A 19,891-nucleotide genomic window follows, 5' to 3' on the forward strand; every position below is an offset into this window, starting at 1 on the left:
CGAGCGCGCAGACCGCAAGGCCCGCCAGCGTGAGCACGCCGTCCGCCGTGAGCGCCCCGCCGAGCGCCATGTCCGCCGCGAGCGGCTCGCCGCTCGGCAGCACGGGGATGAAGCTCGTGGGGATGACCATGCTCGCCGACGGCGGAAAGAGCTGCGGCAGCGGCATCAGCGACCAGGCGAACCCACCCACGAGCTGCGCGGCGAGCGGGCAGAAGATGCCCGCGAGCATGCCGAGCCGCGCCGTGAGGAAGAGCCCTGCGGGGATCATCCACGCCGCGGTCACCGTGTTGACGAGCGCGCAGAGGAGCATCGTGAGCGTGCCCGCGGCCGTGAGGCCCTGCGAGGAGAACGCCGATCCCGCGAGGTAGATGCCGAAGACCACGAGGTTCGAGAGCGTGCAGAGCGCGAGGCACCAGAGCGCCTTGGCCCACCAGGCGCGCCCGAGCGGGAAGCCCAGGCCCAGAAGCCCCCGCATCCGCGTGCGAGCGTCCGCCCGCGCGACGCACGCCACCACGAGCGAGAGACACACGGGCAGGAAGAGCGCGTACCAGTAGTTCCACGCGCTGAAGATCTGCACGCCCCGGTAGGGCATCGCGCCGAGCAGCGGCATCGGCAGCGCCATGAGCACGGCCAGGCGAACCGGTGCCGCGTGGCGCGACTTCAGGGCCTCGGCGCGCAGGGCCGCGAGCAGGCCGCCTTTCTCACCCGTCATGCCGCCACCTCCCCGCGCGCTCGTCGCCCTTCCCGGCAGAAGCTCATGAAGAGTTCCTCGAGGTCCTGCCCGGGCCGAAGCGCATCCTCGTAGGCGAGGCGCCCCCCGCAGATGATGCCGATGGTGTCCGCCATCTGCTGCACCTCGGAGAGGATGTGGCTCGAGACGATCACCGTCGTACCCGCCGCCGCGAAGCCGCGGATCTGGTCGCGCAGCTCCTCGATGCCGATGGGGTCGAGCCCGTTGGTGGGCTCGTCGAGCACGAGCAGGCGTGGCCGGGCGATCAGCGCCAGCGCGAGCCCCAGGCGCTGCCGCATCCCCATCGAGAAGCGCCCGGCGCGCTTCTTCCCGGTGTCCGCGAGGTCCACGGCGGCGAGCACCTCATCTATGCGGCTCTCGGGAAGGCCCAGCAGCGTGGTGCGCACGCGCAGGTTCTCGCGCGCGGTGAGATTGGGGTAGAGCGGCGCCTCCTCGATGAGGCTGCCGATTGCGTAGAGGTCCTCGCGGCGCCAGGCGTGCCCGGCAAAGAGGATCTCCCCGGCCGTCGGCCGCAGCATCCCGCAGATCATCTTGAGCGTTGTCGACTTGCCGGCGCCGTTGGGACCGAGCAGCCCGTACACCTCGCCCTCGCGGATATGAAGGCTCACATCGGCCACGGCGTCCTGCGCCTGGTCGCCGCGGCCGAAGCGCTTGGTGAGCCCACGCGTCTCGAGCATGTAACCCATGGGTTTATCCTTTCTCTTCCGGGAGCGCGGGCCGAGTCACCGTGCCCGCGCGCCTTACCTTTCGGGTTCACCATCCATGGTGGGGCGCGTTTCTAACGAAGCCATAACGGCCGTTGGGTTCTTTTGGCGCCAACCCTTCTCGACCCGCACATCATGATTAATTTGCTTAAGGCAACAACTTTCCCGATCGATGTAATCACCGAATCAAAACGTGTACATCAGCCATCAAAGATGCCGAAAATGTCATATTTGGAGGCTGATGTACACAAATGCAGAATCCCGCACAACCCAGTAGCATCCTCCATATGTCTGGACTCTCTATGCTTACGCTGGATAGACATCGCCGGAACGGGTATAGTATCGAAAGTTTTGTCGTTAACCAGCGGGGGAGTCCTGTGGGCATCAAAAAGAAGATCAAAAAGGAGCTTATCGGCACTTCCGATTACCCGTCGAATAAGATCTTTACGATCTCCAATTTCATCACCTTTACGCGCCTGATCCTCACCCTGGTATTTCTTTACCTGTTTGTGACGGATAACAACCGCGTCATCGCCATCGTTATCTACGCCGTTGCCGCCTCTACCGACTGGATGGACGGTCAGATCGCCCGCATGACCAAGACGGTCTCGTGGCTCGGCAAGGTCATGGATCCCATTTGTGACCGTGCGCTGTTATTCACCGGCGTCTTGGGACTGGTAGTCCGCGGAGAGCTGCCCATCTGGGTCTGCGTGCTCATTATTGGCCGCGACATCTATCTGGGCATCGGCACGCTTATCGTTCGTCATTATCACCGTCGCCCCATCGATGTCGTCTTTCCCGGAAAGATTGCCACTGCACTGCTCATGACCGGCTTCTCGCTCATGCTGCTCGGGTTCCCCGTTATTGACGGCCTGCATCTTTTACCTTCAACCCTTACGGCCTTCCCGGGCCTCAACGGAAGCTCGGTGCCCCTCGGCATCTTCTTTGTGTACGGCGGCGTGATCTTCTCCATGCTCACGGCTGTCATCTATTCCATTAAGGGCGGAGTGGCCATTAAACAGGCTCTCGCGCATCCCGAGGACGAGGACATCGACTTTCTGAACCCCGAAATCGAAGACTGATTCGTTGGGGTATGATTACGTACGGTTCATTATTTGCGGCACGTCCGCGATAAGTTAGGGGTTGTCATGGACAACATGGTTAATAATATGCCTCAGAATGATAAGACTGCTGACGCTACCTGCGTATTCCGCGTGCCTTCAAGCGACGTCACCGTTCCCGACCTCATGGCCAACGTGCGCATCACCGCCCCCGTTCTGTCCATCGTCAAGGGTCCGCAGACTGGTGCCGCCTTTGAGCTCGAGGACGACGTGACCACCATCGGCCGCGATCCTGCGAACGGCATCTTCCTCAATGACATGACCGTTTCGCGCAGCCACGCGCGCATTATTCGCGAGGGCCTCGGCGCTCGCATCGAGGATCTGGGTTCGCTCAATGGCACCTGGGTCGACGGCGCCATCGTCAATGCGGCCCCGCTGCACGACGGTTCTTCCGTCCAGATCGGTACGTTTACGCTCATCTACCACGAGAGCACGCCGGAGCGCATCGAAACCGGTGAGTAGGGCATGGCCGAACGCAACTATCTGAGTATCGGCCAAGTCGTCAACCTACTTCGAGGCGCATACCCCGATCTTTCGAACTCAAAAATTAGATTTCTAGAAGATGAGGGGCTCATTACCCCTCATCGTACGCCTAAGGGATACCGTCAGTACTCCAAGGAGGACGTTGATCGCCTGGAGGTCATCCTGCACTTGCAGAAGACCCGCTACATGCCGCTCAACGTGATTAAGCAGCGCTTGGAAAACGCCACGGACCTGTCAACGCTCGCTTACGAGGTGGGCTTGCTGTCCGATGTTCCGCTCAAGACGGAGCCCAAGGAGACTAAGCAAAAGCTGCATCCCATTGAGACCATTCCCGATATGCTGGGCGTCGAGATTTCGTTTATCCGCTCGCTCGCCGAGAACGACCTCATTCGCATCATCAAGAGTCCGCAGAATCGTGAGCTCGTCGATGGTCGCGATTTTCCAATCATCCGCTACTGCTCCGAGCTGTCACGCTTCCATATCGAGCCCCGCAACCTGCGTCAGTACGTGTCTTCCGCCAACCGCGAGTCCTCGATGTTTGAGCAGGTGCTCGTGAGCATGCTCGGAATGGATACCTCCGATGACGAGCGCGACGCCAAGCTCGAGCGTGCGTTTAAGAAGCTTCACGACCTGACCGAGGGTGTGCACACTGCGCTGCTCAAGAACCGCGTTTTTGAGTCGCTCAACGCCGTGGTCGAGGACGCCGACATCGATGCACTCGATGAGGAAATCGCTCGCTCCGAGTCCACCAAGACCAAAAACGAAGAAACTGCCGCGCCGGCTTCGCACGAGGATTCTCTCGTAAAGCCGCTCAAGGTCGTCGCCCCTTCGCAATCCGGCACCGTCACCGCGGGCAAATAACCGCTGCTGATATTTCGGCAACCCATTGAAAGGTCATGCAATGTACGACTTCGAATCTCAAATCGTCGACATCCCCGACTATCCCGAGCCCGGAGTCATCTTTAAAGACATCACGCCGCTCTTTGGCAATCCCGAGGCGCTCAAAGCCATGACCGATACCCTCGCCGAGCACTTTGCCGGCATGGGAATCACCAAGGTCGTGGGTCCCGAGGCTCGCGGCTTTATGGTTGGCGTACCGGTGGCTGTAGCCCTTGGCGCCGGCTTTGTTCCCGCACGTAAACCGGGCAAGCTGCCGCGCGAGACCGTAAGCCAGAGCTACGAGCTCGAGTACGGCACCGATTCAATTGAGATCCATGCCGACGCTATCAGCTCTAAAGATACCGTGTTGATTCTGGACGACTTGGTCGCGACGGGCGGAACCGTCGAGGCAACAGGTAAACTGGTGCGAGATATGGGCGCAAAGCTTGTGGGCTACGGGTGTATCCTTGAGCTTGCGTTTCTCAACCCGCGCGAGAAGCTCACGCCGACTGACGACGATGTTGAGCTCTTTAGCCTGGTATCGGTGGACTAGCCGTTACCCTTAGTTACTGGAAAGGAAGCTACATGCGCACAGCAAACACGCACAAAAACATGGCACGCTGCGCTGCTACGGCAACCCTCGCTTGTGTTTTGGGCTTGGGCCTCGCGGCTCCTGCCTACGCCGATACCGCATCCGACCTTGCCGCTGCTCGTACGAAGCTCGAGCAGATCGGTACCCAAACTCAGCAGATTTACGATGAGCTTGCCACGCAGACGCAGGCGCTCGATCAGACTGCCGGCGAGATCACGCAAAAGCAGCAGGAGATCGCCGATGGTCAGGCCAAGCTCTCGACCTATGTCGCCGGCGAGTACAAAACCGGCGGTCTGAGCCTGCTTCAGGTTCTGACGGGTGTCGATGATCTGAGCGATATGCTCAACCGTCTGTTCTACTACGGCAAAGTTTCCGATAAGCAGGCTCAGACCATTCAAGAGGTAAAGGAGCTTAAGCAGCAGCTAACCGATAAACAGGCCGAGCAGGAGAAGAACGTCGCCGCCACGCAAAAGAAGGTCGACGAGCTTAATGCTCAGCAGGCTGAAGCCCAGAACGTCGTAAATTCCCTGGATTCGCAGCTGCAGGCCGAGCTTGCCGCCGAGGCCGAGGCCAATGCCGCGCTGCAGGCCGGCATCAACGCCAGCACCGCCGAGAAGGCCACGGTGAGCAACGAGACTGCCGGTACGACCGAGAACACCAACAACGGTGGCCAGACCAGCAATAACAACCAGGGCGGCAACACTCCGGCTCCTACGCCGGCACCTGCTCCGATGCCGCAGCCCTCCACGCCTGCTCCGGCTCCGACGCCTTCTGCTCCGAGCCAGTCCGTCGATGGCGGTTCTGTTGTCTCGCGTGCATACAGCAAGCTTGGTTGCGCTTATTCCTGGGGCGGAATTGGCCCGAACAGCTTCGACTGCTCTGGTTTTGTTAGCTATTGCCTCACTGGTCGCTATTGCCGCCTCGGCACCACGGGTACCTTTATGGGCTGGACGCGTGTGTCTGATCCGCAGCCCGGTGACGTTGTTGTCAACTCGTACCACACCGGCATTTACATCGGTGGTGGTCAGATGATTCATGCTTCCGACTACAACACGGGTGTTATCATCAGCTCCGTTGCCGCCGGCATGAACAACAACTATATCTTCGTTCGTTACTAAGTCATCTTACACAGCGTGTGAATGTGGACCTCGTGGCTTTAAGTCGCGAGGTCCATTCTATTTTTCTCTAATCTTGTACGGCTATCTAGTATTCAAAACTAGATAGCCGTACATTCAGTTTGCAAGATGGCTATAATTGTTGAGGAACAATTAGAAAGGACCCTCTATGAGCTGGGCACTTATCTCCGATTCAAGCTGCAACCTCCGCGATTGGCAACCGACCGCGCCCCATACCACCTTTGCATTTGCGCCCCTCAAAATTCGAGTGGGGGAGCGTGAATTCATCGATGACCTTTCGCTCGATGTTCATGAGCTCAACTGCGCTGTTCAGGCGGAGACGAACGCTTCTTCGAGCGCTTGTCCCAGCGTAGGGGAGTGGGCCGAGCTCTTCAAATTGGCAGACAAGACCATCTGCATGCCAATCTCTGAGGGCGTGTCGGGCAGCTACAACGCAGCAGCCACGGCTCGCGATATGGTTCTTGCCGAGGAGCCCGACCGGCAGATTCATCTAGTCAATTCGCGCGCAGCTGGCGGCAAAATGGACCTCATTTTCTTGCTGTTCGACCGCTATCTTGCAAGCAATCCGGATGTCTCATTCGAGGACGCTTGCGCATACTTCGATAGCCTTGAACAGAACAGCAAAATCCTCTTCAGCTTGTGCAATTACGAAAACCTGGCCAAAGCCGGACGTATCCCTAAGGCAGCCGGCGTCATTGCCAACAAGCTCAATATTCGCATTTTGGGCACGGCGAGTGAAGCCGGTAAAATCGAACTCGTTGGGCACACGCGTGGCGAAAAGAAGATGCTCAACAAGATCATCGACACCATGGAAGCCGAAGATTTTACGGGCGGCGAGGTCGTTATCGACCATGTCGAGAATGAGGCAGGCGCCCAAGCACTTGCCAGCCGAATTGTGGAGCGCTGGCCAGGCTCCAAGACTATCATCATGCCCTGTAACGGGCTAGATTCATACTATGCCGAAATGCATGGGCTCATTATCGGATACGGCATGGGCGTGGCTTCGGGCCAATAAAGTCCAACCAAGCAAAAATACGGGCGGGACAAAGTGACAGATGGCCCTTTGTCCCGCCCGTTTTATACGTCGGCTAGCTATTAAACCCATTAAACTTTAGATAGCTCATCAGGTACGCCTTCGAAACGAAGGATGAAACTGCACTGCGCACAAGCAGCGACTCACGCGTTACCTGATGCGCCGTATCGGGAACCGGCGTCTGCTCGACGGAAAACGCCGAACGAATCGATGCCTCGAGCTGATCGACCACATAATCGAAGGCAGTCGGGGCATCGTAGCTCAAACGCTGAATGTTGAAGAGTGCCTGCACCGCAGCAATAGGCAGCACCTGCTTAAAGATGCAAATAGCGATCAGACGGGCAATCTGCTCGCGGCCATATTGCTTTTTGACCGGAGCAGGCACCAGGCCGACCTTCACGTAGTTATTGATCATCGATGGCGTAATGACAGGGTGCTCAACGCAAATGGACAGCGGCTCCATCCACAGCGCAACATATTCAATAACCTGATCGCGATAGAGCGTTACGTTGGGCAGCTGATCATAGCGCGACAGACTCAACCTATTGAGTTTGCACACGATTTCGGACTGAATAAATGCATCGGGCAGCACCGTGGGCTGAATATCCTCAGGCTTAATACTGACCGACGAATCGGACATCGGAATAACGTGTTTAACGTGGTTCATAAAGGTCCTCCGTTCATTTTCTATATTGTATTCTAGGTTTTCTAGTTTTGCATACCACATAGCCGGCAAGTAAAAGTGGTTGGACAACACATTGATGCATCGTCCAACCACTTTGTGTAAAGATAGCAACCTTACATAAGATATATTATCGTACTTATCAACGGAGAAACGCGTATGCGCTCGTTGCTGCTATGGCTCCGTCCGAAACAGCGGTCACAACCTGGCGTAAACGTTTGGAACGGATATCGCCAGCGGCAAATAGACCTGGCGTGCGGGTCGCCATGGATTCATCAGTCAGAATGCCGCCATCAGGCGCCAGATCGACTAGATGCTCAACAAGCTCGGTATGGGGCTGCGTTCCGGTAAAGACAAAGATGCCAAACGAGCCGGGCTCAAATGACTCGGTATGAGTCTCGCCGGATGCATTGTCCTTAAAGGTAATCGTCGTTGGCATGGCTTCGCCCGATAGCTCCACAATACTAGTTTGGTACCTAACTGTAATATTGTCCTTTGCGAGTACTTTCTGAACAACACCATCGGGCGCACGGAACTGGTCGCGGCGCAGCACGATGGTCACACTGTTGGCAATGTCGGACAGGAACAGAGCCTCTTCGCATGCCGAATTGCCACCACCGATTACAAAAACCTGCTTGCCGCGGAAAAACATGCCGTCACATGTCGCGCAATATGAAACGCCACGACCGCGATACGTATCCTCGCCTGCGAAACCTGCCGGACGCGGCGTGGCACCCATGCAAGCGATAACGCTCGAGGCCAGCGTATCGCCCATATCGTGATGCACCGTAAACAACGCTGCATCGGCATCGTAATCGATACCCGTAACCATGCTCCATGTAACCTGTGCTCCCAGGCCCTCTGCATGCTGCTGAAAACGCTCGCCGAGTTCGGCGCCACTCAGGAGCGGGAAACCCGGATAGTTCTCGACCTCATTGGTTGTGGCGATCTGCCCTCCCGACATGCCCTGCTCAATCACGGTCGTCGTCAGGTTGGCACGCGCAGCATAAATGGCGGCAGCATAGCCCGCGGGGCCGCCACCGATAATCGCAACATCGATCGGCTTATCGGTAGTCATGAAGCGTCCTTTCGTCGAAACGTTGTCGTTCTTTGCGCTCATACCCAAATTTACGTGAACGTGACACTCATGCACTACAATGATAAATCCGTATTACAAAGCTGAAGGGGTGTTATCGATGGACCAGGCGCAGACGAGTGACGACGCTCCCCTGCTCACGCACAGCACTCCCCAATCGGAGCAAACCACGCTCCTGGCTCAACAAAAACCTCTCGTGACCATCGTGCACGCCTCCGTTGGCTCGGGCCACAAGGCCGCCGCAAATGCGATTGCGCAGGCATTCGACCTCATCCGCGGCACCAATGGCATCCCCGAGGATATTAAGATTGAAGTGCTCGATATCCTTGATTTTGGACGTATTAAATTCGACGGCAATAAGACCGCGGCTTCTTTTACGGGAGCCACACGCCCCATTTACGACCTGACCTGGCGATATACGCTTACGGGACATCTTCTCTGGGGTGGCGGAACGGCATGGTCGCGAATTATGTTCCCCGCCTTCAACGAATATATTCGTAGCCGCAGGCCCATAGCCGTGGTTGCAACGCACATCACGGCAGCCAATGTTGCCGTGGGCGCCCGCGTAATTACGGGTATCGATTATCCGGTCATCTGCGTACCGACCGACTACGAAGTCGAGGGATGGTGGCCCCACAAGGACACCGATTTATTCTGTGTTGCCAACGAATTTATGGCCGAAACGCTGCGTCCGCGCAAGGTGCTCGAAACAAAGATTCGCATTACCGGCATTCCCATTCGCGCCGGATTCGACACGGATTACGATCGCGAGGAAGAGCTAGCTAAGTTCAACCTCCCCACCGACAAGACCGTCGTGCTGGTAATGGCCGGTGCCAGCTTGCCTCAACCGTACGTTCGCTTTCGCGCGGAGATGGACCGCACCCTCCCCTTCCTACGCAGCTTCGAAGACATGCACTTTGTCTTTTTGCCGGGCAAGGATAAGGAATACGCCGCCCGTCTCAAGACGCTCTTCGATGCCATGAAGCTCGAAAACGTCACGGTTCTGGACTATGTCGATGATATGGCAGCGCTTATGCACGGCTGCGACCTGGCAATTCTCAAATCGGGCGGACTCACCGTCACCGAATGCCTGTGCGCACACCTGCCGATGATCCTGCTGGGCAAGTCCTATGGCCAGGAAAAGGCCAACACCACCATGCTCACCGGCATGGGCGCCAGCATGCATGTCACCACCGCACGAGAGCTCATCGTGACGTTGCGTCATCTCCACGATCATCCTGAGTCGCTCAAGGCACTGCTCATCAACGGCGAAGTACTACGCCGCCCCCACGCAGCCGAAGACATAGCCATCGCAACCATGGAGCTCGTAGGCAAACCCCAAAAGCGCAAACGAGCCTTCTGCCGCTTCTACTGGGGCGAAAAACCTGCGCATATCAGGTAGCGTCTTAATGTCCGCTTACCTGTGGGAGGCCCCTATATATCATCCCGTGCTCAAACATTCTCGCTTCGCTGCGAAACTGCGCGCGGGACGATATATAGGGGCCTCCCACAGGTAAGCTGCGTTAACGTACTAGCAGCTTTACCAGATTCCCCACCACTAGAACCTGCAAAGGCGAAATCAGAAAATATGAATATAGTAAGCCGATGCGAGAAAGGAGGTGTCCCTTTATCGCATCGGCTTACTAGAAAGAAAGGCTTTTATTTTTCAAGCTAGTAACCGCCCGCCCGCCTCTCACACATATCGTTCCACGCGCAGTTTCGCAGCGAGCGAAGCGACGCGAGAATGTTTGAGCATGGAATGATATGTGTGAGAGGCGGGCGGGAGGGATAAGAGCGTCCCTAGGCGACGCCGCTGGAGCCGAAGCCTCCTTTGCCTCGGTCGGTTTTGTCTAGTTCTTCTACTTCTATGAGGTTGACCGTGGGGACTTCTTGGATGACGAGTTGGGCTATGCGGTCGCCTTTGTTGATTTGGATGTCGTTGGTGGGATCCAGGTTGATGAGGATAACCTTGAGTTCCCCTCGGTAGTGGGCGTCGATGAGGCCCGGCGTATTGACTATAGACAGGCCCTGCTTGATGGCCAAGCCGCTGCGGGGCTGGACGAAGCCGGCGTAGCCATCGGGCAGGGCGATGGCCAGCCCCGTAGAGACCAGACGGCGTTCGAAGGGCTTCAGGACGCAGTCTTCGTTGGAGCGTAGATCAAAGCCGGCATCGGTGGGATGGGCGTATTTGGGAAGCTCGAGGGTGGGGTCGAGACGCTTTATGTTGACGGTAATGTTGGACATGGAATCACCTTAGCTTGTCGAGCTCTTGCAGAAATTCATCGACGTCTTTGAAATCGCGGTAGACCGAGGCAAAACGGATGTACGCAACCTTGTCGATCTTGGCCAAGCGCTTGAGCACCATGTCACCCAACTCATGGGACGTGACGGCCGTCAGCGTGCGAGAGCGAAGCTCGACCTCGATGTCATCGATAATCTCATTGAGCTTCTTAGTGTCGATATCGCGCTTGATGGTGGCGCGCATCAAGCCGACAAGAAGCTTATTGCGATCGAACCGCTGCTTAGTTCCATCTGACTTAATGACCTCGATAGGGTCCTCGCATCGCTCAAACGTTGTAAAGCGGTAGTTACACGAGCAACATTCGCGACGGCGCTTAATGGTGTTATTTGACTCCTGCATACGGGAATCAACGACGCGGGTATGTGCCTTGCCGCATTTGGGACAGCGCATGGTACCTCCTCTTAAACGATAACAAGGGTACCATGCGCAGCGCGATAATGATTACGAACGAGCAGGAACCTTAAGATGCGCACCGGCGGCGAGCGAACCATGCTCCAGATGATTGACGCTACGGATCATGTCGGAAGTCTCTTGCGTGGAAAGGCCTTCGATTGGATATTCTTCGGCAAGCGACCAAAGAGAATCGCCAGGCTGAACGCGAATGGTCTCGTAGGTAATGTTGGAAACGGACTCGGCATACGCGGCGTGACGAGCGCTAAAGACCGACATAGCGAGGACAAAGAAGAGCGTAAGCGCAACGGCGACGGCGACAATCGTCGGAACCTTCAGGGCAACGCGGGCCGGCGCGACTACAGCCTGCTGATTGCGCGCAGGCTTTACGGTCAAAGGCTGAAAGCCGGAGCGGCCACCCTGAACAACCGTAAAAGTGGGTTCTGCAGGCGTCTCGAGCTTAAGGGCGAGGTTTCCCTGGACCATATTCGTTACGTTCATCATGTTCTCCTCTCGCGTGTTTTGCTGAGAACAGTTTTATCAAGCCGCGCGGACAAAAATGTCTAGCGCGAGAACGAATGTTCGGTTATTATTATCTTCGAACAGTTGTTCCTGTCAAGCAAAATTCGAACATTTGTTTGACATGGGTAGAGAGGATGCCCTGATGGCTCGCAAAATTACCAAGCGTCAGCAGCAAATTTACGACTTCATCAAGGAATATCAGCAGGAGAAGGGTTATCCGCCCAGCGTGCGCGAGATGGCTTCTGCCGTGGGCCTTTCCTCCCCCAGCACCGTGCACGCCCATCTCTCTGCCCTGGAGGCGCGCGGGCTACTCAAGCGCGATGCCACCAAACCGCGCGCCCTGGAACTCTTTAACGAGGATGGTTCCTCTGTCTCAATTTCCAAATCTGACGAGCCCACCGCACCTCGCGGAACGGTCTCGCTACCGCTCGTTGGTCGCGTCGCGGCTGGGATTCCCATTCTGGCAGAGCAGAATATCGAAGACACGTTTACTATCCCGACCGAAATCGCCACTGATCAGGGTTCCTTTATCCTTGAGGTGCATGGGAGCTCAATGATCAATGTCGGCATCTTCAATGGCGATTACATCATCGTCCGTGAACAAAAGAGTGCCATGAACGGCGAAATTGTCGTGGCCATGATTGATGGTTCGGCGACCGTCAAGACGTTCTACAAGGAGCAGGGGCGTGTGCGCTTGCAGCCCGAGAACGACACCATGGAACCTATCTATGCAACGAATCCCGTTATCCTGGGCAAAGTCGTCGGCTTGATGCGCCGGTTCTCGTAATGCAAAAACGCATAACCATCTTTGATACCGTCCGCGGGTTTACGATGATTTCTATGGCAGGTTTTCACGCTTGCTATGATCTCGCCTACCTGTACGGCTGGGATATGCCTTGGTTTACCCAGACTGTCTTTCAAGACGTCTGGCGCGCCAGCATCAGCTGGGTATTTTTGTTTATCGCGGGTTGGATGTGCACGCTCTCACGCAACAATGCCAAACGAGCGGCTAAGTACGCTGCCGCAGCTTTGGTCGTCTGGATCGCAACAACGCTCGTATCGGTCGACGATTCAGTGAACTTTGGCATCATTTATTGCATGGCGGTGTGCACCGCGGTGGTTGCGTTCACCCGTCCGTTACTCCAAAAATTACCGGGCTCATGGGGCATCGCAGCGTGCCTTGTTCTTTTTGCCCTAACCTGGGGCATTCCAAAGGCGGTCTACCCACTCCCCTACCTGGCATGGCTTGGATTCCCAGGCCCGGGTTTTGTTTCGGGAGATTACTATCCGCTCATACCGTTTGTCTTTATGTACCTTACCGGCTTTTTTGCTGCCCAGGCAGCACAAGCATCAAGTCTCGAAGCGCCAGCATGGGCATACGCCAATCCTATCCCGGCGCTCGCAGTCCTGGGTCGGCATGCCTTACCGTTCTACCTGCTCCATCAGCCAGTCATTCTAGGCGTGCTAGAAATCGTTTATTCCGTACGATAGCGCTCGAGCCGCGGTGCAATACGAGCCGGCAACTTCGCCACAATGCGAACGCCGTCCTCGAGATATTCCTCATGCAGAAGGGTTCCCTGCTCATGCACCAGCGTGATGAGAGCGCCCTCGCGATACGGGATATCAGCGGAGAGCAACACATCGGTGGCAGCTGCCTCGCGAGCAATCCGGTCGACGAGATCGTCGAGCCCCTCGCCCGTTTGGGCCGAGAACAGAACGGCCTCCGGATAGCGACGACGGAAACTCAATCGATCGACGCTATCGAGAAGATCGATTTTATTGAATACGGTCAGCGTTAAACGCTCTCCGGCGCCGATCCCATCAAGCACGCGGTCGACAGCCTCCAGCTGCCGCTCATAGTCCTCGTCAGACGCATCTACGACTTTGAGAATTAGATCGGCACCCAAAACCTCAGACAGCGTCGATTTAAAGGCATCGACCAGACCATGCGGCAGCTTTTGAATAAAGCCGACGGTATCGGTAATCGTCATGCCGCGACCGCCGGGCAGACGATACGAACGCGTCGTCGGGTCGAGCGTAGCAAACAGCTTGTCCTGCGAAAGTACCGTAGAGCCGGTCAGACGATTGAGCAACGTCGATTTACCGGCATTGGTATAACCGGCCAACGCGACGCGAAACGCCGGTGACTCAATGCGACTCTTGGATTGAACATCGCGACGCTGTTCAACCTGCTTGAGCTCACGACGAAGCGCAGCGATCTTATTACGAATAAGGCGACGGTCGACCTCGAGCTGACTTTCGCCCTGACCAAAACGTGAGCCGATGCCGCCGCGCGTCTGCTCCTTGGCGAGATGGCTCCACATGCCACGCAGGCGAGGCAACAAATATTGAAGCTGTGCCAGCTGTACCTGCAGGCGTCCCTCACGCGTCTGAGCATGCAGGCCAAAGATATCCAGGATCAGTGCTGTACGATCGATAATCTTTACCGGCTCGCCCACAGCTTTCTCCAAATAGGATTGCTGCGAGGGCGTCAGGTCGTCGTCAAAAATAACGACATCGGCATCCATGCGATGCACCAGGCCGCACAGCTCTTCTACCTTGCCGGAACCGATAAACGATTTAGGATACGGCTTTACCAAACGCTGCGACAAGCGTGCCACGCACTGAGCACCAGCTGTGTGGGCAAGACGCTCCAGCTCATCAAGCGAGCGATCGAGCGGCCATGCATTGTCGCGCCACTCAACACCAACTAAAATGGCACGCTCGGGCTCGGGTGCCGTGGGAACAAGGGGGAAACGGGCCATTAGGCAGCCTCAATACGATGCAGGATATCCTCAACGACCTCATCGATCGTACATTCATCCATATCAAACCACACGATACGGTCATCGCGCTTAAACCACGAAAGCTGACGCTTGGCATAACGACGCGAACGCATCTTAATGAGTTCGCGGGCCTCATCCATGCTCATCACGCCATTGAAAGCATCAATGATCTCTTTATAGCCAATTGCCTGCATCGACGTCAGGGCATCTCCCAGACCCTGGGCCATAAGACCGCGGACCTCATCGACAAGACCCTGCTCAAACATCAGATCGACGCGCAGATTAATGCGCTCGTAGAGCACCTCGCGATTACGCGTCAGACCAAACCATAGGGCATGATAATGCTCGCGCGGAACACTAAACTGACTTTTTTGCTGTGCATAGGAGATACCATCATCATGCATCTCGAGCGCACGAATCACACGGCGCACGTTATGGGGATGAATAACAGCAGCAGATTCTGGATCGCGCTCGGCAAGCAGGGCATGCAGTTCTTCCTCGCCAATACGCTCGGCAAGCTCCTGATAGCCCGCACGGCGATCGTCCTCAAGTTCACCCGAGGGAAAGTCCATCTCATCGAGGGCTGCCTTGAGATATAGCCCCGTACCTCCGCAAAAAACCGGCAGGCAACCCGAACCAAGGAGACGTTCAACATGCGCGCGAGCGTCAGCCTGATAAAGCGCAGCAGAATATGCCACACCCGGCTCTACAATGTCGACGAGACGCAGCGGCGCCGTGCACTCATCGGGCGCCATCTTTGCGGTACCGATGTCCATGCCGCGATAGATTTGCATCGCATCGCACGACAGCACTTCGGACGAAAGACGAGCTGCCAAACGGTCGGCAACATCACTCTTACCAACCGCCGTCGGACCGACGATCGCAACGGCGGAAAGACCTGCCCCGGAAGAAACCATTAGCGCGGCTCGCCCACAACGGAACCGGATAAATACCAGGTCTTGGCAACGTCAACGTCAACATCAACGATCTTACCAACAAGCTGATCGATGCTGTAACCCTCGGGGATAGGCGCATGCACGGTCTGATTCTTGGGACTCTTGCCCAGCAGGACCGCATCGTTCTTTTTACTCGTTCCCTCAATGAGCGCGGGAACCACAGTATGAAGCTCGCCCTGGTTATACTCGTGTGCCGTGGTCTCGATAACCTTAACCAGGCGGTTGAAACGCTCGAGAATAACCTCATGCGGCGTAGGATCGTCAATCTCGGCGGCCGGGGTACCGGCACGCTTGGAATAGATGAAGGTATAGGCCTGAGCATAGCGGACCGTCTCAGCAAGCGAGAGCGTCTGCTCAAAGTCTTCTTCAGTCTCGCCCGGGAAGCCAACGATAATGTCGGTCGAGAGCGCGATATCGGGCATGCGGTTGCGAATGCGATCGACCAGGCCCAGATAGTCCTCGCGTGTATAACGGCGATTCATCTCTTTGAGGATCCGCGTCGAACCTGACTGGACGGCCAGGTGCAGTTGCGGCATTACGGCAGGTGTCTCGGCCATGGCGTCGATGGTCTCGGGCAGCAGGTCCTTAGGATGCGAAGACGTAAAGAAGATACGCTCCACACCCGTATCGCCCACGGCACGCAGCAAATCGGCAAAACGCGGCTTGCCAAACAGATCGCGACCATATGAGTTAACGTTTTGGCCCAGCAGCGTAATCTCACGCACGCCCTGGCGCACCAGACCGGTCACCTCGTCGACAATCTCCTCGAAGGGGCGGCTCTTTTCGCGACCGCGTACGTACGGCACGATGCAATAGGTGCAGAAATTATTGCAGCCCGTCATGATGGGCACCCAGGCGTGATACTGGGTCTCGCGATGCCACGGCATGCTCATGGCGTCCGTATCCTCATGCTCATTGGTGCGGATATGACGCTTACCATCAAGGAACGCCTCGGCAATGAGCTCGGCCACATGTGCAATGGAATGCGTGCCAAAGATGACATTGACGTTATCGACGTTGGTGAGCAGGCCCTCGCCATCGCGCTGCGCGATGCAACCGCCAACGGCAACCACGCGCTTGCCCGAAGGCGAAGGCGGCAGGCTTTTGCAGGAATTGCACTGACCGTACAGGCGAGTATCGGCGGCCTCGCGCACGCAGCACGTCATGAAGACAACGATATCGGCATGCGCGGGATCGAGCGCCATGAGGCAGCCATACGAATCAAGCAGACCGCTCACACGCTCGGAGTCGTGCTGATTCATCTGGCAGCCAAAGGTGCGGATATAGTAGGTTTTACCGGCAAGAATATCGCGTACGGAACGCTGGTCCATGTGCATAAGTCCTAACGATGGGGAGCGAAACAAGGCAAGCAGAAGCTATGCCACAGGCTTAACATCATCCATGACGACGTTATCCATAGCAGCTCGATTGATCTGGTGAACGTAGATAGAAAGGCGGATGGCCGTGCGCGACTCCCCGTTAATGAGGATGTCGGAGAACACGGGCGCGCAGGAAATATCAAAACCGGTTGGAATCAAAAAACCGCGCGCGATAGCAACGGCCTTAATAGCCTGGTTGACGGCACCGGCGCCGACACACTGGATGTTGACGGGTACACCATCCTTGACCATGCCGGCGATGGCGCCGGCAACGGACGCGGGCGATGATTTGCTTGATACCTTCAGGCAATCCATGAAGAAACTCCTGCATTTAAAAGTACGTTTTAACTGCAATAACTGTATCGTACCGAGTGGACTCGGTAAAGGCACTATTCCTCTTTGGCAAGATCAAAGGTCACGGTGATTCGATCACGCGAAACACGGATCTTTGGGTCGCCGCAAAGGTTGAGATAGTACCGGGTGGCAAGGTCATTAAAGTCGCGTTCCACAGCGCGCGAAAACTGTGCCATGTCATCCTTGGCAATACGTAGCCCGCGACGATCCTTCGCGAGATCGACAGGAGCCGGCGCATGCGAGGACGAATCACGCTCGCGCAGCAGACGCGCGGTCACACCGCGAACGGGCTTAATCTGCCCTGCCAAAATGCGATGGGCCGTGCGCTCGGACATCTCAAGACCCAAACCCGAACAAATACGGATAAAGTCCTCGGCATCAGAAGCAAGGCCTAAACGATCGACAACCGGAAGCTCGCTCTCGTCATCAATGAACAGGAGACGAGACGTATCGAGCCGACTTGACGCTTGAGCATAAAGGGTCGCGGCAATCTCAGACGGAGAACCGAGATAGACATCGCAACCACGCAACTCCTCGAGCGCAAACTCACAAGCAGCGCGAATAATATTATGTGGACCGCGAGCGCAGACATAACGTCCGTCCTCATCCTTGACGGCCTGGGGCCAGCTGGACTGATCGGCACGCTCACTGAGGTGGTCGGCCGCAACGCTCACCTTGAAGGCTGAACCAAGATCGACGCCGGACGTGACCACACGGGCCTCGTCGGTGTTCTGCTTAATCGAAAACAATGCCATGCCACGACCGTGAACGCCCCAACGGTCCATCTTCATGCTCTCGAGCTTGGAGGTAACGCGGGCATCAAAGATTCGCTCTTGCATATCCTGCGGAACGCCAGAACCGTTATCCAGAAAGACAAGCGTGCGGACGCCATCTTCCTTGGTCGTGGCGAGATAGACCTTGTCGGCGCCGGCATCGCGAGCATTACGGAGCATTTCGATGACGATGTCCTCGACATGCTGAATGTCGTGCTTAGCCTGGCGCCGCTCGGCCTCCGAAACGCGGAGGCGGACATACCCCTCGCCAAGGTTCTCCTCGACGCGAAGGTTGCCCTCCCCCGACATCGACGCGATAAATGAGATGAGCTCGTTCGCGTCGCTCATGTTATTTAGCGATATCGACAGCGCGGCTCTCGCGAATCACGACGACGCGCACCTGACCGGGATACTCCATCTCTTCCTCGATCTGATGGGCGATATCGTGAGCCAGGACCGTGGACTGGGCATCGGAGATCTTGTCCGGCTGGACCATGACGTGGACCTCGCGACCGGCCTGCATGGCATAGGTACGTTCGACGCCGTCATGGGAGTTGGCGATCTCCTCAAGCTTCTCAAGACGCTTGATGTAGTTCTCGGCAGACTCGCGACGGGCACCGGGGCGAGAGGCAGAGACAGCATCGGCGGCCTGCACCAGGACATCGAGCACCGTGTTGGGGTCGACATCGGCATGGTGAGCCTCAATAGCGTGGACGATAACGGGCTTCTCGCCATAACGGCGGGCAAGCTCGGCGCCGATGACGGCATGCGGGCCCTCGACGTCGTGGTCGATTGCCTTGCCCAGGTCATGAAGCAGGCCGGCGCGCTTGGCGGTCACAACGTCCAGGCCAAGCTCGGAAGCCATCACGCCGCACAGATCAGAGACCTCGAGGGAATGCTGAAGCACGTTCTGACCAAACGAGGTACGGTAGCGCAGGGCACCAAGGGTCTTGACGATCTCGGGGTGCAGATCGTGGATGCCGGTATCGAAGGCAGCCTGCTCGCCAGCCTCGCGCACGCGCTGCTGAACCAGGTCGGCGGCCTTGTGATACATCTCCTCGATACGGGCAGGGTGAATGCGGCCGTCGGCGATGAGGTTCTCGAGGGCGACGCGGGCGGTCTCACGACGGACCGGGTCGAAGCTCGAAAGAACGACGGTCTCGGGCGTGTCGTCGATCACGAGGTTGACGCCGGAAACCTGCTCGAAGGTCCGGATGTTGCGACCCTCGCGACCGATGATACGGCCTTTGAGGTCATCAGAGGGAATGTGCACGGAGGTAACGGTGACCTCGGCAGTGTGATCGGCAGCGCAGCGCTGAATCGCCAGAGACAGAATCTCCTGGGCGGTCTTGTGGCACTCGGCGCGAACCTGCTGCTCGGACTCGCGAATGATCGTGGCGGCCTCGTGGGTGACCTCGCCGCGAACCTTATCAAGGAGCTCCTTGTGCGCGTCCTCGCGGGTAAGGTCGGCGATACGCTCGAGCTCGGAGGTCTGCTTTGCGCAGAGCTCCTCGAGCTCACGGGAGCGCTTCTCGACCTGACCGGCCTGGCTGGACAGCTGATGCTCGCGCTTGTCGAGAGCGTCGTTGCGGCGATCGAGAGATTCCTCGCGCTGCATCACGCGGTTCTCGAGCGTACGAATCTCGTTCTTACGCTGCTTGTCCTCGGCCTCAGCGGCCTGCTTGTTCTTGATGATCTCCTCTTTAGCCTCGAGCAGAGCCTCTTTTTTGAGGGTCTCGGCCTGACGCTTAGCATCACCGATCAGGGACTCAGCCTGTGCGTGTGCCGACTGGATTTTTTCGTCGGCCTCGTGAAGACTACCCTGCTTGGCGGTGCGCATGTAGGCAATGGCGGCGATGGCACCCAAAACGATGCCAACGAGCGCTGCGATGATAGGCATGCTCACTCCTTTTTATGGATTCGTTACACAACAAAGCGAACCGTCCTTACGA

General features: G+C 57.0%; 22 protein-coding genes. 9 read left to right on the forward strand and 13 right to left on the reverse strand.

Annotated features, from left to right (window positions below; genetic code table 11):
* Nucleotides 1-712: hypothetical protein (locus DW821_RS00005; RefSeq protein ID WP_118064889.1), on the reverse strand; the 712-nt coding region annotated here is incomplete at its 3' end.
* Entirely contained in the window at nt 709-1,437 is a 729-nt protein-coding gene (locus DW821_RS00010; protein WP_055250122.1) for a lantibiotic protection ABC transporter ATP-binding protein, read from the reverse strand. The genes DW821_RS00005 and DW821_RS00010, both read right to left, overlap by 4 nt.
* Nucleotides 1,438-1,832: 395 nt before the next feature.
* On the opposite strand from DW821_RS00010, the gene DW821_RS00015 reads away from it, so the two are divergent.
* The 6 genes from DW821_RS00015 (at nt 1,833) to DW821_RS00040 (ending at nt 6,681) form a co-directional block, all read left to right on the forward strand.
* Complete coding sequence (locus DW821_RS00015) at nt 1,833-2,537, forward strand: CDP-alcohol phosphatidyltransferase family protein (RefSeq protein ID WP_089573364.1); 705 nt, start codon at nt 1,833-1,835, stop codon at nt 2,535-2,537.
* A 66-nt stretch (nt 2,538-2,603) separates the two neighbouring features.
* A complete protein-coding gene (locus tag DW821_RS00020) occupies nt 2,604-3,038 on the forward strand; it encodes an FHA domain-containing protein (RefSeq protein WP_006236002.1) in 435 nt (144 codons plus the stop codon).
* A 3-nt stretch (nt 3,039-3,041) separates the two neighbouring features.
* Nucleotides 3,042-3,920 carry a MerR family transcriptional regulator gene (locus DW821_RS00025; protein WP_118064891.1) on the forward strand — a complete coding sequence of 293 codons (879 nt, stop codon included), beginning with the start codon at nt 3,042-3,044 and terminating at the stop codon, nt 3,918-3,920.
* A 40-nt stretch (nt 3,921-3,960) separates the two neighbouring features.
* Complete coding sequence (locus DW821_RS00030) at nt 3,961-4,491, forward strand: adenine phosphoribosyltransferase (protein WP_118064893.1); 531 nt, start codon at nt 3,961-3,963, stop codon at nt 4,489-4,491.
* Nucleotides 4,492-4,523: 32 nt separating this feature from the next.
* On the forward strand, nt 4,524-5,648 hold the full coding sequence (locus DW821_RS00035) for an NlpC/P60 family protein (protein WP_118064895.1): 1,125 nt from the start codon (nt 4,524-4,526) through the stop codon (nt 5,646-5,648).
* 166 nt (nt 5,649-5,814) lie between these two features.
* Entirely contained in the window at nt 5,815-6,681 is an 867-nt protein-coding gene (locus DW821_RS00040; RefSeq protein WP_118064897.1) for a DegV family protein, read from the forward strand.
* A gap of 73 nt (nt 6,682-6,754) precedes the next feature.
* Here DW821_RS00040 and DW821_RS00045 read toward each other — a convergent pair whose 3' ends face one another.
* Both DW821_RS00045 and DW821_RS00050 read right to left on the reverse strand, forming a co-directional pair.
* The gene (locus DW821_RS00045; RefSeq protein WP_199584222.1) at nt 6,755-7,366 is read right to left on the reverse strand and encodes a DUF1836 domain-containing protein; all 612 of its coding nucleotides are present in this window, start codon (nt 7,364-7,366) and stop codon (nt 6,755-6,757) included.
* A 157-nt stretch (nt 7,367-7,523) separates the two neighbouring features.
* Complete coding sequence (locus tag DW821_RS00050; protein ID WP_118064899.1) at nt 7,524-8,459, reverse strand: NAD(P)/FAD-dependent oxidoreductase; 936 nt, start codon at nt 8,457-8,459, stop codon at nt 7,524-7,526.
* 118 nt (nt 8,460-8,577) lie between these two features.
* On the opposite strand from DW821_RS00050, the gene DW821_RS00055 reads away from it, so the two are divergent.
* On the forward strand, nt 8,578-9,879 hold the full coding sequence (locus DW821_RS00055; protein ID WP_118064901.1) for a glycosyltransferase: 1,302 nt from the start codon (nt 8,578-8,580) through the stop codon (nt 9,877-9,879).
* 398 nt (nt 9,880-10,277) lie between these two features.
* On the opposite strand, the gene dut is transcribed toward DW821_RS00055, so the two are convergent.
* Genes dut through DW821_RS00070 form a run of 3 tightly spaced genes read right to left on the reverse strand, consistent with a single transcriptional unit; the run spans nt 10,278 to nt 11,670 of the window.
* On the reverse strand, nt 10,278-10,721 hold the full coding sequence (gene dut, locus DW821_RS00060) for a dUTP diphosphatase (RefSeq protein ID WP_118064903.1): 444 nt from the start codon (nt 10,719-10,721) through the stop codon (nt 10,278-10,280).
* A 4-nt stretch (nt 10,722-10,725) separates the two neighbouring features.
* Nucleotides 10,726-11,169 (reverse strand): transcriptional regulator NrdR, encoded by a 444-nt coding sequence (gene nrdR / locus DW821_RS00065; RefSeq protein ID WP_022093781.1) that lies wholly within the window; start codon nt 11,167-11,169, stop codon nt 10,726-10,728.
* 51 nt (nt 11,170-11,220) lie between these two features.
* Complete coding sequence (locus tag DW821_RS00070; RefSeq protein WP_158561607.1) at nt 11,221-11,670, reverse strand: LysM peptidoglycan-binding domain-containing protein; 450 nt, start codon at nt 11,668-11,670, stop codon at nt 11,221-11,223.
* Nucleotides 11,671-11,833: 163 nt separating this feature from the next.
* Here DW821_RS00070 and lexA point away from each other — a divergent pair, with 163 nt between their 5' ends.
* Both lexA and DW821_RS00080 read left to right on the forward strand, forming a co-directional pair.
* The gene (gene lexA / locus DW821_RS00075; RefSeq protein WP_040359862.1) at nt 11,834-12,478 is read left to right on the forward strand and encodes a transcriptional repressor LexA; all 645 of its coding nucleotides are present in this window, start codon (nt 11,834-11,836) and stop codon (nt 12,476-12,478) included.
* Nucleotides 12,478-13,182: a heparan-alpha-glucosaminide N-acetyltransferase gene (locus tag DW821_RS00080; RefSeq protein WP_089573371.1), complete on the forward strand. Its 705-nt coding sequence runs from the start codon at nt 12,478-12,480 to the stop codon at nt 13,180-13,182. The genes lexA and DW821_RS00080 overlap by 1 nt, the downstream gene beginning before the upstream one ends.
* Here DW821_RS00080 and hflX read toward each other — a convergent pair.
* The 6 genes from hflX to rny all read right to left on the reverse strand — a co-directional run bounded on the left by hflX (nt 13,167) and on the right by rny (nt 19,839).
* Nucleotides 13,167-14,456 carry a GTPase HflX gene (hflX, locus tag DW821_RS00085; RefSeq protein ID WP_117806329.1) on the reverse strand — a complete coding sequence of 430 codons (1,290 nt, stop codon included), beginning with the start codon at nt 14,454-14,456 and terminating at the stop codon, nt 13,167-13,169. The genes DW821_RS00080 and hflX overlap by 16 nt on opposite strands.
* On the reverse strand, nt 14,456-15,394 hold the full coding sequence (gene miaA, locus DW821_RS00090) for a tRNA (adenosine(37)-N6)-dimethylallyltransferase MiaA (RefSeq protein ID WP_118064905.1): 939 nt from the start codon (nt 15,392-15,394) through the stop codon (nt 14,456-14,458). Before miaA ends, hflX begins: the two co-directional genes overlap by 1 nt.
* A complete protein-coding gene (gene miaB / locus DW821_RS00095; protein WP_118064907.1) occupies nt 15,394-16,764 on the reverse strand; it encodes a tRNA (N6-isopentenyl adenosine(37)-C2)-methylthiotransferase MiaB in 1,371 nt (456 codons plus the stop codon). Before miaB ends, miaA begins: the two co-directional genes overlap by 1 nt.
* Nucleotides 16,765-16,809: 45 nt before the next feature.
* Nucleotides 16,810-17,127, reverse strand: a complete 318-nt coding sequence (locus DW821_RS00100; RefSeq protein WP_006235982.1) for a stage V sporulation protein S — start codon at nt 17,125-17,127, stop codon at nt 16,810-16,812.
* 74 nt (nt 17,128-17,201) lie between these two features.
* A complete protein-coding gene (locus DW821_RS00105; protein ID WP_118064910.1) occupies nt 17,202-18,287 on the reverse strand; it encodes an ATP-binding protein in 1,086 nt (361 codons plus the stop codon).
* Nucleotide 18,288: 1 nt separating this feature from the next.
* Nucleotides 18,289-19,839 (reverse strand): ribonuclease Y, encoded by a 1,551-nt coding sequence (rny, locus tag DW821_RS00110; RefSeq protein WP_089573375.1) that lies wholly within the window; start codon nt 19,837-19,839, stop codon nt 18,289-18,291.
* Nucleotides 19,840-19,891: the final 52 nt, after the last annotated feature.

The sequence above is a fragment of the Collinsella sp. AM33-4BH genome (assembly GCF_003469205.1).
Lineage (GTDB): Bacteria > Actinomycetota > Coriobacteriia > Coriobacteriales > Coriobacteriaceae > Collinsella.

What these genes read in the sequence shown, in the direction of transcription:
- DW821_RS00010 (WP_055250122.1), bottom strand. Translation starts at nt 1,437, where the DNA reads ATGGGTTACATGCTCGAGACGCGTGGGCTCACCAAGCGCTTCGGCCGC.
- DW821_RS00020 (WP_006236002.1), top strand. Translation starts at nt 2,604, where the DNA reads ATGGACAACATGGTTAATAATATGCCTCAGAATGATAAGACTGCTGAC.
- DW821_RS00025 (WP_118064891.1), top strand. Translation starts at nt 3,042, where the DNA reads ATGGCCGAACGCAACTATCTGAGTATCGGCCAAGTCGTCAACCTACTT.
- DW821_RS00030 (WP_118064893.1), top strand. Translation starts at nt 3,961, where the DNA reads ATGTACGACTTCGAATCTCAAATCGTCGACATCCCCGACTATCCCGAG.
- DW821_RS00035 (WP_118064895.1), top strand. Translation starts at nt 4,524, where the DNA reads ATGCGCACAGCAAACACGCACAAAAACATGGCACGCTGCGCTGCTACG.
- DW821_RS00040 (WP_118064897.1), top strand. Translation starts at nt 5,815, where the DNA reads ATGAGCTGGGCACTTATCTCCGATTCAAGCTGCAACCTCCGCGATTGG.
- DW821_RS00045 (WP_199584222.1), bottom strand. Translation starts at nt 7,366, where the DNA reads ATGAACCACGTTAAACACGTTATTCCGATGTCCGATTCGTCGGTCAGT.
- DW821_RS00050 (WP_118064899.1), bottom strand. Translation starts at nt 8,459, where the DNA reads ATGACTACCGATAAGCCGATCGATGTTGCGATTATCGGTGGCGGCCCC.
- DW821_RS00055 (WP_118064901.1), top strand. Translation starts at nt 8,578, where the DNA reads ATGGACCAGGCGCAGACGAGTGACGACGCTCCCCTGCTCACGCACAGC.
- dut (WP_118064903.1), bottom strand. Translation starts at nt 10,721, where the DNA reads ATGTCCAACATTACCGTCAACATAAAGCGTCTCGACCCCACCCTCGAG.
- nrdR (WP_022093781.1), bottom strand. Translation starts at nt 11,169, where the DNA reads ATGCGCTGTCCCAAATGCGGCAAGGCACATACCCGCGTCGTTGATTCC.
- DW821_RS00070 (WP_158561607.1), bottom strand. Translation starts at nt 11,670, where the DNA reads ATGAACGTAACGAATATGGTCCAGGGAAACCTCGCCCTTAAGCTCGAG.
- lexA (WP_040359862.1), top strand. Translation starts at nt 11,834, where the DNA reads ATGGCTCGCAAAATTACCAAGCGTCAGCAGCAAATTTACGACTTCATC.
- DW821_RS00080 (WP_089573371.1), top strand. Translation starts at nt 12,478, where the DNA reads ATGCAAAAACGCATAACCATCTTTGATACCGTCCGCGGGTTTACGATG.
- hflX (WP_117806329.1), bottom strand. Translation starts at nt 14,456, where the DNA reads ATGGCCCGTTTCCCCCTTGTTCCCACGGCACCCGAGCCCGAGCGTGCC.
- miaA (WP_118064905.1), bottom strand. Translation starts at nt 15,394, where the DNA reads ATGGTTTCTTCCGGGGCAGGTCTTTCCGCCGTTGCGATCGTCGGTCCG.
- miaB (WP_118064907.1), bottom strand. Translation starts at nt 16,764, where the DNA reads ATGGACCAGCGTTCCGTACGCGATATTCTTGCCGGTAAAACCTACTAT.
- DW821_RS00100 (WP_006235982.1), bottom strand. Translation starts at nt 17,127, where the DNA reads ATGGATTGCCTGAAGGTATCAAGCAAATCATCGCCCGCGTCCGTTGCC.
- DW821_RS00105 (WP_118064910.1), bottom strand. Translation starts at nt 18,287, where the DNA reads ATGAGCGACGCGAACGAGCTCATCTCATTTATCGCGTCGATGTCGGGG.
- rny (WP_089573375.1), bottom strand. Translation starts at nt 19,839, where the DNA reads ATGCCTATCATCGCAGCGCTCGTTGGCATCGTTTTGGGTGCCATCGCC.